Origin of the sequence: Rheinheimera baltica DSM 14885 (assembly GCF_000425345.1) — a bacterium.
Lineage (GTDB): Bacteria > Pseudomonadota > Gammaproteobacteria > Enterobacterales > Alteromonadaceae > Alishewanella > Alishewanella baltica.
Window position 1 is genome coordinate 1 of record NZ_AUDG01000001.1, and the last position, 14746, is coordinate 14746.

12 protein-coding genes are annotated in these 14746 nt (G+C 46.9%); 3 read left to right on the plus strand and 9 right to left on the minus strand.

Annotation, left to right across the window (positions count from 1 at the left end):
* A partial coding sequence (locus H595_RS21345) for an ATP-binding protein (protein WP_037053252.1) occupies window positions 1–210 on the plus strand: 210 nt, incomplete at its 5' end.
* 20 nt (window positions 211–230) lie between these two features.
* On the opposite strand, the gene H595_RS0100010 is transcribed toward H595_RS21345, so the two are convergent.
* The 3 genes from H595_RS0100010 to H595_RS0100020 are packed head-to-tail and all read right to left on the minus strand — an operon-like array spanning window position 231 to window position 4972.
* Window positions 231–2735: a hypothetical protein gene (locus H595_RS0100010; protein WP_027669337.1), complete on the minus strand. Its 2505-nt coding sequence runs from the start codon at window positions 2733–2735 to the stop codon at window positions 231–233.
* 1 nt (window position 2736) lies between these two features.
* Entirely contained in the window at window positions 2737–3960 is a 1224-nt protein-coding gene (locus H595_RS0100015; protein WP_027669338.1) for a vWA domain-containing protein, read from the minus strand.
* Window positions 3961–3976: 16 nt separating this feature from the next.
* Window positions 3977–4972: an AAA family ATPase gene (locus tag H595_RS0100020; protein WP_027669339.1), complete on the minus strand. Its 996-nt coding sequence runs from the start codon at window positions 4970–4972 to the stop codon at window positions 3977–3979.
* Window positions 4973–5068: 96 nt separating this feature from the next.
* On the opposite strand from H595_RS0100020, the gene H595_RS0100025 reads away from it, so the two are divergent.
* Window positions 5069–5347 carry a YheU family protein gene (locus H595_RS0100025; RefSeq protein WP_370300507.1) on the plus strand — a complete coding sequence of 93 codons (279 nt, stop codon included), beginning with the start codon at window positions 5069–5071 and terminating at the stop codon, window positions 5345–5347.
* A gap of 105 nt (window positions 5348–5452) precedes the next feature.
* On the plus strand, window positions 5453–7312 hold the full coding sequence (locus H595_RS0100030; RefSeq protein WP_205623139.1) for a choice-of-anchor I family protein: 1860 nt from the start codon (window positions 5453–5455) through the stop codon (window positions 7310–7312).
* A gap of 52 nt (window positions 7313–7364) precedes the next feature.
* Here H595_RS0100030 and H595_RS0100035 read toward each other — a convergent pair whose 3' ends face one another.
* The 6 genes from H595_RS0100035 to pckA form a co-directional block, all read right to left on the minus strand.
* Window positions 7365–9107, minus strand: coding sequence for a flotillin family protein (locus H595_RS0100035; RefSeq protein ID WP_027669342.1), 1743 nt, complete (start codon window positions 9105–9107; stop codon window positions 7365–7367).
* Window positions 9108–9110: 3 nt separating this feature from the next.
* Window positions 9111–9821, minus strand: a complete 711-nt coding sequence (locus tag H595_RS21350; RefSeq protein WP_051219671.1) for a YqiJ family protein — start codon at window positions 9819–9821, stop codon at window positions 9111–9113.
* The gene (locus tag H595_RS0100045) at window positions 9821–10489 is read right to left on the minus strand and encodes a PspA/IM30 family protein (protein ID WP_027669343.1); all 669 of its coding nucleotides are present in this window, start codon (window positions 10487–10489) and stop codon (window positions 9821–9823) included. The genes H595_RS21350 and H595_RS0100045 overlap by 1 nt, the downstream gene beginning before the upstream one ends.
* On the minus strand, window positions 10486–10995 hold the full coding sequence (locus H595_RS0100050) for a hypothetical protein (protein ID WP_027669344.1): 510 nt from the start codon (window positions 10993–10995) through the stop codon (window positions 10486–10488). The genes H595_RS0100045 and H595_RS0100050 overlap by 4 nt, the downstream gene beginning before the upstream one ends.
* Before the next feature lie 167 nt (window positions 10996–11162).
* Window positions 11163–12782, minus strand: a complete 1620-nt coding sequence (locus tag H595_RS0100055; protein ID WP_027669345.1) for a methyl-accepting chemotaxis protein — start codon at window positions 12780–12782, stop codon at window positions 11163–11165.
* A gap of 216 nt (window positions 12783–12998) precedes the next feature.
* The gene (gene pckA, locus H595_RS0100060) at window positions 12999–14600 is read right to left on the minus strand and encodes a phosphoenolpyruvate carboxykinase (ATP) (protein WP_027669346.1); all 1602 of its coding nucleotides are present in this window, start codon (window positions 14598–14600) and stop codon (window positions 12999–13001) included.
* Window positions 14601–14746: the final 146 nt, after the last annotated feature.

Consider the following 14746-nt stretch of genomic DNA (forward strand, 5'->3'; position numbering starts at 1 on the left):
GATTTACTGGACGTGATTGAAGATCGCTACGAGCAACGCAGCACAATCATCGTCAGTCAATTACCGGTCTCAGAGTGGTATGGCCTAATGGATAACCCGACCGTTGCAGATGCGCTGTTAGACAGGGTGATCCACAACGCTCATCGGCTGGAATTAACAGGTGAGTCACAACGTAAAAAAACACTGGTTCAGGGTGAGGAAGTCGGGTAAAAAGAGAGGATAAACGAAGGTCAGATCATGCTGGCCGGATCACACCGAAATGCCTGGCCGGATGAAACCGGAACAGGTGGCCGGACAAACCGAAATACGCAACTGGCTGATAAATTAGGATTTTCCGCAAAATTATCTAGATTGAGCGACCTATCCCCTCTTAAGACGTTAAACAGGCATTTATCTAGCAAATCACTGTCAGGGGTTGTGATCATGACAATCTTGTCAAAAATACCATTGTGCTGTTTAAACAAACTATCAGTAAATTGAGTGTCTGTTACTTCTCTACACAGCCACTGACGTAAGTAGGGATCCAATGCCGGGTTTAATACCTGCGCTTTAAGCTGGTTTTGCAATTTTTGTTGTTCAACTTCCGCTAAAGATCTGCGACACAAATTTGAGAAGGCTTTTTGCACTATGTCGGAATTATCTTCGCTGAGCAGCACCAATAGTGAATCGGTATCAAGCTCACTTCTTTGTGCTGCTTCGCAACGTACATCCACAGTTTTATCTTTAGCTAAAACAGCAAGGATTTCACTACATGTTGTGCTACGCACTAAATCCAGCCTGGCCTGTTTATTCCCCAAATTGCCAATCTCAGGTTGCTTTACTTCAGCGGCATTCACCAAGCCGCGTTTCAGTGCCAGCTTTTGCGCCACCCGGAATAAGGCCTTGTCTGGGTCTTGCAGCAGCTCTTGCAGTAAAGCATCGCTTAAGCGCTCTTGTTCAATCAAGGTTTTTTTGCTGGCGACGCCTGTTAACTCAACTACCATACGGTATTCATATTCGCTAAATGCTTGGGCAGATGGATGAATGAACCGTCTTACAGTATGCGTATCACTGGTACATGCCTGTGGCCGTACAAGGTTAGGGTTAACAAAGGTAGCAGAGATGGTTTTTCGCTGTAATGCAATGTCACTGCTATTGCGTAATAGCCAGGTACATAAATACTCGTAACTTTGACCACTGTCTAAATAATCATCTACTTTCCAGCCATCAAATGGCTTTGGCACACTGGCTTTATCTGCTTTATCCAGCAGCACCTTGTAGCCTGGGTTAAGCGCTACATCGTCAGCCATATAATAAGCAAAATGACCAAACAAGCTTTTTGGACAATTTGGATGGCGGGCAATTAACCGTGACAGCACCAGATAACGCGCCTTACTTTCTCTATAAATAGCGCGCAAGGCAGTTCCTGGGGTACCAGGCAGCATTAGCTGTTTCAACCAAGGCCCCCAAACACGTGCCTGGCCTGCAATGACACCCAGCATTTGTGGCTCATCAATAAAGCGGTTGGCTAAATTTGCCAGTACCCTGTTGTCTGAGCTTTGCCGCATTAAATGCAATGCCTGATCTACACTCAGGTTAGGGTTATCCGACAAGGCGATAGCAATAGGCTTATCAGCAGATTTGATTAATGTGCTGATTAACTCGGCGTCCGCAGTATGCAGGGCAATACCAACTTTTGCCCACAAGGGTAAGTCACGGCTGGCGGCGGCGTTAATTACGGCCGCGTCGGCGCAAGCGTGCAACGTTGCGGCACAGGTTAATAAAGGCGTAGCCGACGAGGCAATGTGCAGCAACTCTGTGGCTGGAGCGTGCGGCAGCAACAGCACCCGCATTTGATGTTGGTGTTCCAGATTGCCGGCCAGAGTGGCATTAGTGCCACTTTGTTGTAAAAACTGCTGGCGTTCAGCCTCTGGTAACGTATTAAGTGCCGCCTCTGCCACTGCTTTGTTCTTATCTTTAGCCAGCGTGATTAATATATCTTTTGGTGTAGTAGCATTTAACGCCAAGGCTTTGCGCACAGTTGCTGACTTGGAGGTGACTTGTTGCCTGGAAAATGCCTCTGACACATCATCGCGGGCGGCGACTATGGCCAAAACACCGGGTTCAAAACCCTCCAGATAGGCCTGTAAATCTGCCCAATCCATAAATTTCGCAATGTATTTGGCACTTTCTTTATCAGTTAAATAGTGTTCAATAATAAACTTCGGGGTACGACGTAACATCTCCTGATTAAGCGCAAAGAAACCAGGATATATTTTATCGGTTTGCTGTCGTTGTTCCTGTGAAAAACGCCGCGTTAAATACTCTTTACTGCGACTGAACATTTTGTCATGCAGCAAAGCGGGCAGCGCCCGAACTTCATATTTATAACGCAGCTGACCAGCATCATATCTAGAATCCAGCTGACAATAACCCCATTCGCGCTTACCGTCAGGCTCCAGACAGGCTAGTTGTACCTGTGCCATCGCCACAGTATTGACTGCCCAATCTGGCTTCAAATGATTAATTATTGCCACCACCTCCATCGGGCAATTCGGGTGATTTAACAATTGCTCAATGAGCGCCTTATCAACATCGCGACGATGGCAAGACACACTTTCAAGAAACCATCCCTGACACTGTTCAATGGCAATGCACTGCTCTATCTCAGCGCGGCTGGCATTATAAACAGGCTCTATCCTTTGCGCCGCTAATGGCTTTTTTGACACACATAATTCAGCTAAATTAACATCCATTTTATGCTCTCATTCTTACTACGGTGCCAAACGGGACAGCATTGTCCTCTGCACCATCTTCGGTTAATACCCACAGTACTGGCACTGCTGGCGCAGTGGCAGGAAAACCACCAAAACCATCGGTTAAGTAAATAGCTGCCTGAGGTTGCTCAGAGCTAGAATAGTGAGTGTCTAAATAGGTAAAAAACGGTTTAAAGCTGGTACCGCCGCCGCCCACCGGGGTTGGTAGAGCAAAACTGCTACTATCCAACAGATAAGGGCCATAAAGCTGAGTATCAGCAAAAAAACACTGCAGGCTAATATGCGGATAGCATTGCGCTACTGCCCGCAACTCTTGCATAAATTGACTCAGCTGTTGCATAGAAACAGAACCACTGGTGTCAATAGCTACACACACCTGCAAATTATCCGTCAACAATACTTCTGTATAGCGACGTTGGTACATAAAGCGTCTGTCAAACTCCTGATAATCAGACATATCCGGGCTGGCATATTTCCATAGCATATCGCGCCAATCAAATTGGCTATTGCTTGCCAACTCAATTTCACGCTCCAGCCCGGCAGAGGCATTTCCCCAACTTTGACGTGCCGTCATCTGCCGTTGAATATGCTTGGTTTGCACTAACGCCGAACGCCAATAACTCTCTGAGACTTTAACTACGCTGCTTTCATTAACTAAGTCAGCATGACAACCATACTTTTTGGCCAGCTCGGTATAGCGTGCCTCACTGGTTAGCTGTTTGCCGTCTACAGCAGTTGCAGCCGCGTTATTGTGCTCAGGGGGATGGGTTTCACGCGAACCCGCATCATTGCAACTACGCAATAAACTGGCGTACACCCGCTCTACGGGCTGATCAACAAACCGCATATCCCAGGCAGTGTTACGCGCCGCCGACCAGCCAACATTTTGAATTATAATGCAATTTACCACTATATCCGCCGCCATATTCCACAGCAGCAGATTACGCTCCAGGCCCCTCCTGCTATGCGACAAGGCTAAATGCAGTACCTGATGCAATAAATAGCTAAATAGCTCGGCTTGCGGTATCTCGTCGATCAACTGTGGTGAGATTTGAATGGTTTTACCTGCGGTACTGGCCAACTCAACGGTATCTGTACATTCAAATTTGGCGTACATCGCCAAAGCAGAAAAAAACGGATTACGAGTTTTCAACACTAACAAAAAACGCGTCCATAGTTTTTCAGCGTCTACGCACTCAGCCATATTATATCTTCCCGTTTTAGGCCATAAGCTGCGTAAATTCAGTTAAAAAGCCTCGTGTATCGGCATCTTTTATTAATAAGCGGGTGAATTCAGCATAGTGGCCGATTTCCCTGAGGCGCGGGAACAACTCCAGCGCAAAAAGATGCACCCACTCTTTGGACGCTTGCTGGCGTACCCAGTTAAAGCTATGCACGGCTTCGTTAGCTGAGCCAATTGATACAACTAAAGCAGCAATAATGGCATACAACACAGAGGGATCGTGGCACGTCAGCTCACAACTTTCACCTGCTAATATCGCTTTGCAATCTGGTAGCTGGTTTTGCATGCTGCAAAAAGCGGCAAACTCATTAGCGGCTGAAGCACCAACGGCAGGACTGATGTCCAGAGTCGCTTTGTGTAAATCAGACGCCATGTGCCAGGTTCTTGGCGAAGCCCAATTGGGTTCAGAGGGGTGCATACTATGCAGTAAATCTGGCCGGAAACTCAAAAAGCCAATAATGTCCGGATGCAGTTGCTGCCTGTAGGCATATTGGCGAAAAGTCTGGCCACAACTTTCCAAATTCAAATGTAAAAACCGGTTTGCCAATGGCGCAGGCATATCAAATACTGCAGCCTTGGCAGATTTCTGGTTACCCGCTGCCCAAACAAACCAGCCGTCGGGTAAGCAGTAATCACCCACTTTTCTATCTAAAATTAGCTGCTGTGCAACGCCTTGCATGCTTGGCGCAGCCATATTCAACTCATCTAAAAACAACACGCCGCAGCCAGAGCGGGGTAAAAAAGCAGGTGGATACCACTGAGTAACTGCATCATCAGGAACCGGTATACCACGTAAATCACTTGGCATTAACTGACTCAACCGGACATCGATAAAATCAACGTTGTTATCAGCACATACGGCCTGCACTACTGACGATTTACCAATACCTGGCATTCCCCAGATCATTACTGCATGTTTTAAACCGGATTTAACTACTGCAGTTAGATAGTCCTTTAATTCATTGGCTGTCATAATACTTCTTTTACGGTGAACAATTGTTAACTTAGCATCAGTGCAATGCTAAACAATTTTACAATATATAATAGCCATATTGGTCAGGCAATCTGTATGCCGCATATAATCACCAGCATCAACAACCGAGCAGTTAATCTTATGATTATTCCCTACACCGACATTGCCGAAGCTACGCTAAACAACCTGATTGAATATTATGTTTTGCGTGAAGGAACCGACTATGGTGAACAAGAAGCCACGCTGGAAGAAAAAGTGTTGGCGGTAAAACGCCAGTTACGCAGCGGTGAGGTGGTGATTGTCTATTCAGAACTGCATGAAAGCATTAACCTGATGCCTAAACAGCTGTTTTTACAGCAACAGGATACCTTGTAGTACGTCATAAAATCGTCATGATGGTTTCATTAAAACGTCATCATTGAAGACGACACTGATTAATTAATTGCATTAATTTCAATCAACTAATCAGGAATGATACCCATGTTTAAACGATCTCTGCTGGCGCTTACTGTAATGGCGGCCTTGTCTGGTTGTTCACTGGATGGCGATGATGGTGCACAAGGCGCAACAGGCCCTGCTGGCCAAGCTGGTGCGCCAGGCCAAGCAGGCGCAGTAGGCCAACCTGGCAAAAACTTACCCCGTGACTTAAACGTTGAAGTGGTAGGCCGCTTTAACACTGGCATTTATGGTAAGTCCGCCGCTGAGATTGTGCAGTTCCATAAAACCTCTAACTCAGCGTTTGCCATTAACTCAGCAGAGAACCAAATTGACGTTATTTCTCTGGCAAATTTACCCGTAGCTGCGGTAGGTAATGGCGTAACAGACAACAGTTTGACCTCAGTTCCTTTTACTTTTCCTGCAAACGTAAGCGTTAAAGACGCGAACGGTGCTGATATCACTGTCACGTTAGGCGAAGCCAATTCCATTGCTATTTATGGTGATATGTTGGCCATTGCGGTGGCAGCACCGGTAAAAACCGACAATGGCGCTGTATTGTTTTATAGCTTAAGTGCTACCGGAGTTGGCAGCTTTATTAAAGCGGTGGCAGCAGGTGCGTTACCCGATATGCTGACGTTTACTCCTGATGGTAGCAAAGTGTTGGTTGCCAACGAAGGCGAACCGGATACGGATTATCTGGTTGATCCGGAAGGCTCAATATCGGTTATTAGCTTGGTAAACGGTGTGCCTGCAGATACTGCTGAAACCATCAATATGACCAGCGATATGCTGTTTAGCTCAGATTTACTTAAAGCCGCTGACTACAACACCGACGCCAAGCGCAAGGCATTATTGCAAACTGCCGGCGTTAAGTTTGCCGGCCCGGATGGCATGACGGTGGCGCAAGAGTTAGAACCGGAATACATCACGGTGGCTGCCAACGGTAAAACCGCTTATGTGTCGCTACAAGAAAGTAATGCTATTGGGATTATTAATCTTGAAGATATGAGCATAGAAATAAAAGCCCTGGGTTTTAAAGATTGGTCACAATACGGCATCGACTATACCAATGAAGATGAAGTGGCGTCATTCCAGCACTTACCTAACGTGTATGGCATGTATCAACCAGATACCATTGCCTCATATCAATGGAACGGCGCAACATTCATCGTATCTGCTAACGAGGGTGACTCTCGTGACTGGGATGCTTATTCAGAGGATATCCGTGTTAAAGACATTATTGACGTAGATGAGCTAAATAAAACCTTTAGCACTGAGTTACAGGCTTTATATGACGCTACCGGCGGAGACGACGGTTTAGGCCGGTTAAAGGTTACCGCCGCTTTAGTAGACCCGGACGACGATGGTGTAGTGGATAAACTCTACGCTTATGGCGCGCGTTCGTTCTCTATCTGGGATCAGAACATCAACATGGTTTACGACTCAGGTGATGACTTTGGCCGTATCTCAGCAGCAGTATTAGGCAATAACTTTAATAGTGCACACACTGAAAACAAAGGTGATAACCGTTCTGATGACAAAGGCGGCGAGCCTGAAGCGGTTGATGTAGGTGCTATCGAAGGCCGTACTTATGCCTTTATCGCCCAAGAACGCTCTGGTGACTTGTTTATCTACGACGTAACGAACCCGTTTCAAACGGCTTTTGTCAGCCACTATAACAACCGTGACTTTAGCACCAACTTTGAACTGGATGATGACCTGGACAACCCATGTGATGTAGCAGAAGGGATGGATTGTACAGAAGTCCCCATGTCGGGTGACCTTGGCCCGGAAAGCGTGAAGTTTGTTGCGGCAGAGCATAGCCCTAACGGCAACCCACTATTGATTGTAGGTAACGAAGTCAGTGGTAGCGTAACGGTATATCAGATAACAGAAAAATAAGCTGTTGGCAGCAACAAAACAGGCCGCAATTGCGGCCTGTTTTGTCATAAAATTACGGTTTTAATGGCGCTTGCAAAGCATCCGTCATACCATTGATGTCGCCGGCTTTTAAACCGATTTCCGATAACAATGAATCCAGAATAGGGGCTTGGGCACGGTAGCGTAGTGCGCTGTTAACTACCTGATCGGCCAGTGAGCCATTGCCGCCATCACTGACTGCACCATCAACACTGCCACCGCCCTGTGAGCCCATACCATTAACCTGAAGGATCTTAATATCGCTGATCTGCTCCATTGGTTTCACACTCTGGGCAATAATGTTTGGCAGATGCTCAATCAGTGCCAGCCTTACCTGCATGGCAATTTGCTCAGCCGACAAGGTGTTAGCTGCAGCGTTAATTGCTTGCTTGCCTTCTGCTTCTACCGCGTAGCTACGAGCCTTCGCATCGGCCAATAATAATTCAGCATCAGCTTGACCTCTGGCGGTTAAACGTTCTTTATCCGCCTGTCCCTGAGCAGCGACCCGCAGGGCTTCCGCCTGATCTTCTGCCGCTTTTTTCTCCGCTTCAGCCGCTACCACTAAATGGATCGCATCTTTTTCAGCCTGCTGCCGTGCTTGAATCAGCTCAACCTGCTTCGCCCGCTCAGCTTGCTCGGTTTGTCGCACGGTAATAACACCTTCTTCCTGTTTTACCGCTAAGGCACGGGCTTTATCAGCCTCGGCTTTGGCTTCAGATTCAGCCCGCGATTTCTCCGCCACGGCAATAGATTTCTCTTGTGAAGCCAACTCTACCGCTTTTTGCCGCTCGATTTCTGCTTGCTCAACTGCACGCTGCTTAGCGATATCCATCTCACGGACAGCACGGTCTTTTTGAATGGTTTCATTGTCGATATCACGCTCAGACATAATGCGTTTTAAATCGATTTCACGCTGCGAGGCAATTTGAGCCTCTTCTGCCTCGCGTTTTTTCTCGGCCTGCTCGCGGGCAATTTCGGCCATTTGTGACGCACGGCGGATAGACACTTCACGCTCTTGCTCTAAGCGGGCGTATTCTTCTTCACGCGAGATTTGCAGCTTGGCACGTTCAGCTTCAAGGTTTTTGGTTTTAATGGCCAGATCGGTTTCTTGCTCAATGTCATTACGAATTTTGCGGCGCGATTCTATCGCCTGCGTAAGTTTAGTTAAACCTTCCGCATCAAACGCATTCTGTGGGTTAAAGTGCTCAAACGCAGTTTGATCTAAGCCGGTTAAGGATACCGACTCCAGCTCTAAACCGTTTTTCAGCAAGTCTTCTGATACCACATGCTGTACTTTTTGCACAAAATCAACACGCTTTTCATGCAGTTCTTCCATCGCCATTTCCGCGGCAACAGAGCGCAGTGCATCAACGAACTTACCCTCCACCAGCTCTTTTAACTCTTGCGGATTCATGGTTTTTAAACCCAGCGTTTGCGCCGCATTGGCAATCGCATCAGCGGTCGGTTTCACCCGCACATAAAATTCGGCGGTAACATCGGCGCGCATACGGTCGCGGGTGATTAACGCTTGCTCGTTGGCGCGGCGCACTTCCAGGCGTAGCGTATTCATATTAACCGGAATAATTTCATGCAATACCGGCAGTACCAGCGCGCCACCATTCATAATTACCTTTTCGCCGCGAAAACCGGTACGAACAAAGGACACTTCTTTGGTCGCTCTTTTGTATAGCCGCGCCAAAATCATCCCCAGTACCAGCAAGCCGACCAGCACCGCACCAGCGATGATCAAAATATCAATTAAATTTAATGCCAACATTTACTACTCCTTTTTAAAAAAACCTTCCGTTGTGGCAGGCGCTTTGCGCTGCTCTGACAAATGCGGGTTAGGATTTAACATAGCCTTGTACACAGCACCCTGGCGCGACAACAACAGCACTTCATTGCCCTGAGTAAACTCTTGCGCAGCATCATCCGGTTCCAGCTGGACATAATGGCTGTAGCCGTGTTGATCTCGCACCTTAGCTTCAGCCGGATAGCCTAGCCGTGCTGTACCCAGTGTTATAACAGCAATACGGCCAAGAAGACTATCTTCTGTGACGGCGGTGGTTTCATCCCGCGGCATAATGCCTTGCAATACTCCACCGCCCAGGCGCACTAGAGGCAAACTGAGTAACAGCACTATTGGTACCGCCAGCCAGCCCGGGGCCAATACCTCCAGCACGCTGTGCAACACGCCCTGCAGCAGCAACCCCAGTAAACCAAAACACAGTAAAAACACCACCAGCAACATCAACAGCGGAACTTCACCTACACGCAGCCAGCCGAGAAAGCGGCTTAAAGCGGTATCGCTGTCAATCTGGCCAACTTCTGCATGCGGGCTAAGCTCCGACTCGGGCAGCAAGCTTTCCAGCGCTGATGACACGCCAGCACCAAATAAGGCAGCAACCCCTTCCAGTACGGCTATCATCAGCATCAGTACCAATGCGATACTAAAGGCCATATTCTCACTGGCCAACATCAGACTAAACACTAACTTTTGCCTGCTTTAAGCGCAGCCAAACGCTCCGCCACACGATTTTTGCGAGCTAAATCTTCCAGCTCGGCCAGTTTACCGGCATTACCTAGGCTAGTGTCGCGACCGGCGATACCTGAATTTTTCTCCAATATTCTGCCAAAAGCGTCACTGGCACGGCCAGCCTTATCAGCGGCACTATCACCGCGCTGTGTCACTGCTGATGTAGCCTGCGATTTCGCCTGCTGAGCTTGCACAAAGGCGCGTAACTCAGCCTGCATTTCACGCTTTTTCGCCTGCAACGCCTGCACAAAGCTTTCAAGCTCTTTTTCACGCGCAGCGCCATCACTAATTGCCGCTTCCAAAACAGGAATTCTCGCCTCAATATCCATCTGCTCTGCGATACCAGCTTCAGCTAAATCATCACGGCCATTGGATACGGCAACCTCTAATTGGCTTGCCAGCGCTTCATAACGACTGTTTTCTTCCATCAGTTTTTTACTGGCCAAATGTTTTTGTGCTACTTGCTGGCCCAGTTCGGTGCGGGTATCTGCGATGGCCGCATCCAGCTCTCGAATGGCTTGCTCCATCACGGTTTCTGGCGCACTGTTTTCAACTGCGTCGACCAGTGCATTCACACTACCACTAACTAACCGGGCAACCCGGCGGGTAATACTTTCACTCATAATAACTCTCCTTGCTTAGCGACTTTATAATCAATAACCAGCTGTGCCAATGCAAACAAGGATTGCGTCAACTCAGTAGTATTTTGTCGTTGTTCAGTCACGGCCAGAGGCAGCAACAGTTCATTTATACGTAATATTTTTTGCGTTACGTTACATTCTGCTTGTTGCAGCTCTCGCACATTTAGCTGTGTACAACGCGCTGATAGCGTTTGCAAAGTCGCCAGTAAATCGGGCAAAGCATCAATTACTCGCAGTACCGGCTCTGAATGCTGGTTGAGTTGCTGCTGTCTAATTAACAACTGCCTCTTGATTTGCCCCATCCATTCCTGCATTTGTGCCAAATTTTTACCATAGTCTGCATGGCTACCATGTCGACGTCGTGTTTCAGCAAGCAAGGCACGTAACTTGTCTGATGGTGTATGAGCACCATCGTATTCCAGCGTACTGATAAATTCAGCGTCTTCTACACTGATTCGTGCGCTAAAAGGTACCGTTTTGCTGGCCATTACATGCTCCATGCCATTGTGTTCAATTAACCATGATCGTATTCAAATGAATTCAAAAGTAAATATATAAATCATTTTAGTCATAGATTATTAACCATTAATCACACAGAAATAAAAAACCAGAGCTTAAGCTCTGGTTTTTTATTTCATTTTACCGCTAAACGCTACTACACCTTAAACTTACCTACTAAGGTATTTAGCTGTATTGCTAAGCGCGACAATTCTGTTGCGCTGGCCGTAGTTTGGCTTGAACCATCAGCAGTTTGTGCGGCTAAATCGCTTATGGTAACAATATTGCGGTCAATTTCCCGCGCCACTTTCGACTGCTCTTCTGCCGCACCCGCAATAACGTGATTCTGATCACTGATCGCCATAATATTTTCGGTAATCAGCTCCAGTGCATCAGCCGCCGATTTCGCCACACTTTGTGCGTTGTCAGCATTACCACTAATTAACTGCATAGCCCCAACAGCTTCTTTGGCTGACGCCTGCACCTGCTGAATCATTTGCTCTATTTCACCGGTAGAGGTTTGTGTGCGATGCGCCAAACTGCGCACTTCGTCTGCTACTACCGCAAAGCCACGCCCGGCTTCACCGGCCCGGGCCGCTTCAATGGCCGCATTCAGTGCCAACAAGTTAGTTTGCTCAGCTACGCTGCGAATAACCTCCAACACCTGATTAATCGACGATACCTTGTCTGCCAAGGTATTAATAACGCCAGTACTCTGGCGCACATCAGCATTCATTTTTTCAATAACTTTACTGGTTTGCGATACTTTCTGCGTACCATCTTTGGCCAAACTGGCTGATTGCGAAGATGCTTCTGACGTTTTTAATGCCGTACCCGCAACTTCGTCTACAGCAGAGCTCATTTCTGTAATGGCTGTTGCGGCCTGCTGTACTTCATCATTTTGCAATTGTAATGCTTTGGCAGATTCGTCTGTAACCACATTAAGCTGTTCTGCAGCAGAGGCTAATTGGCTAGACGAACTTGAAATATGGCTGATGGCATCGCGTAATTTCTTCTGCATTTGCACCAACGCAGTAGATAACTGTGTTAGTTCATCATTGCCTTCAGTGGTTAGTGGTTGGGTAAGATCGCCATCGGCAATATATTGTGCCGACATTACAGCTTGGGAAAGTGGCTGGCTGATGCTACGGGCAATAACCGTCGCGATAAGCAGTGCAATTACAACGGCAATAACAATCAATACAATAACCGCAAGTTTTGCCGAGCTGTATGTCGCTATAGATTCGGTGCGCGCATCTGCAGCAGCCTTGTTATTTAGATCGCTCAGCTCCAACAAGTAGCTTGTCATCTGTGCACTAATAGGGTTAATTTTATCCAGCAAATCTGTTGCAGCACCCACTTCGTCGGCCTGCAAAAGCTTAATAGCCTCTTCTTGCAGCTGATAGTACTCTAGCTTCTTCGACGTAAATTGCTCAAATAGCTTACGTTCAGCATCAAGCAAAATAGTGTCGGCATATACTTCGGCACTGCTATCAAGCTGCTTCCTCAAATCATCAATTTGCTGAATTGTTGGCCCTTCCTGAGTAATATCCAATGTCAGCAGTAAACGCAGTGTCAGCACCCGGATACGCGTAATACTGAGGTTAACATCCCCCAATTTACTGATGGCAGGTAACAGGTTGCCTTCAATTAAATCTGCCCGCTGCCTGATTTCTGACATACTCTGCAGACTGAACAAGCCGGTGGCTGCCAATAGCAGCGCCAAAGCACCAAATGCCAGCAACAAACGTTTTTGGATTGAAATCAGCCTTAACATTCTATCTCCTCAACAGCCTAAAAGCCTTGGTAGTTATACAGCGTCACTTCTAATGGACCACGATACAACAGCTAACGTGTGGCAACAAATAAAAATCTTTATTCAACTTTAGCTAGAGCTGCTCTAACCTGCCAGTTTTACTACGTTTTTCTTTAATTAAAGTTTGCCGTGAATAAAAAAGGCCGCATTAGCGGCCTGTTTCATTCATGGCAAAGACTACAGCTGAGGGCCAGCTGCGACTAATGCCTTACCTTCGTCATTGTCCGTAAACTTAACAAAATTGTCGACGAAGCGTTTTGCCAGATCTTGTGCTTTAACATCCCAATCTGTCAGATTTGCATAAGTATTTCGCGGGTCTAATATCGACACATCGTCTACACCGTTCAAGGCTGATGGCATTGCCAGGTTAAAGTATGGCAACTGTACAAATTCAGCATTCTCAATGCTGCCATCTAAAATGGCATCAATAATAGCGCGGGTTGCTTTAATAGAAATACGTTTACCTGTGCCGTTCCAACCGGTGTTCACCAAATAGGCTTCTGCACCCGAGGCTTCCATACGCTTGCCAAGTACTTCAGCATACTTAGTTGGGTGCAAACTTAAGAACGCAGCACCAAAACAGCTGGAAAAGGTCGGGGTAGGTTCGGTAATACCACGCTCTGTGCCTGCTAACTTTGCAGTAAAACCTGACAGAAAATGATATTTAGCCTGTTCTTTGGTTAACTTTGATACCGGCGGCAATACACCAAACGCATCAGCCGTTAAGAAGATCACCTTTTTAGCATGACCCGCTTTAGATACAGGCGTAACAATGTTATCGATGTGATAAATTGGGTATGACACACGGGTGTTTTCGGTTTTAGACCCATCATTGAAGTCAATTTCACCATCTGCCAGCACCGTCACATTTTCCAGCAATGCATCTTTGCGAATTGCCTGATAAATATCGGGTTCATTTTCTTCAGACAGATTAATGGTTTTCGCGTAGCAACCACCTTCAAAGTTAAACACCCCGTCGTCATCCCAGCCGTGTTCATCATCACCAATTAACTGACGCTTTGGATCGGTCGATAAAGTGGTTTTACCGGTACCCGACAAACCAAAGAATACAGCGACATCGCCCGCTTCACCAACGTTGGCTGAACAGTGCATAGACGCAATACCCTGCAGTGGTAAAAAGTAGTTCATCATTGAGAACATACCTTTTTTCATCTCACCGCCATACCAGGTACCACCAATTAACTGAATACGCTCGGTGAGGTTAAATGCAACGAAGTTTTCTGAATTTAAACCATGTTGTTGCCAATTGGTATTGGTACACTTGGCGCCGTTCATTACGATGAAATCAGGTTGGTAAGTTTCCAGCTCTGCATCCGTTGGGCGAATAAACATGTTTTTAACGAAATGCGCCTGCCAGGCTACTTCAGTAATAAAACGCACCGCCAGCCGGCTATCAGCGTTGGCACCGCAGTATGTGTCAACAACAAACAAACGTTTACCTGAAAGCTGCTGTGTTACCAAGGCTTTAAGGTCTACCCAAACTTCTGGCGTAATGGCTTTGTTGTCGTTTTTACCTTGATCAGACCACCACACGGTGTCGCGGGTAGTGTCATCGCGGACAATATATTTGTCTTTCGGCGAGCGGCCAGTAAAGATACCGGTATCGACTGAAACCGCGCCCAGTTTGGTCAGTTTGCCTTGTTCATAACCTTGTAAATCAGCACGGGTTTCTTCCGCAAACAACTGATCATACGAAGGGTTATAAATAATTTCCGTGACATCTGTGATGCCGTATTGGCTCAGATCCAGATCGGACATGATGTAACTCCTAAGGGTACTGTAGGTAAGGGTGCAGTCTCTGGCGGACTTAATTTCATGGTGTTTTTTTCAGAATTTTTTGTTTTTCTGCGCAAAAACCCGGCGTCATGATAGCTTTTTTTCTCGCTAAAAGATAGTTAGCGATT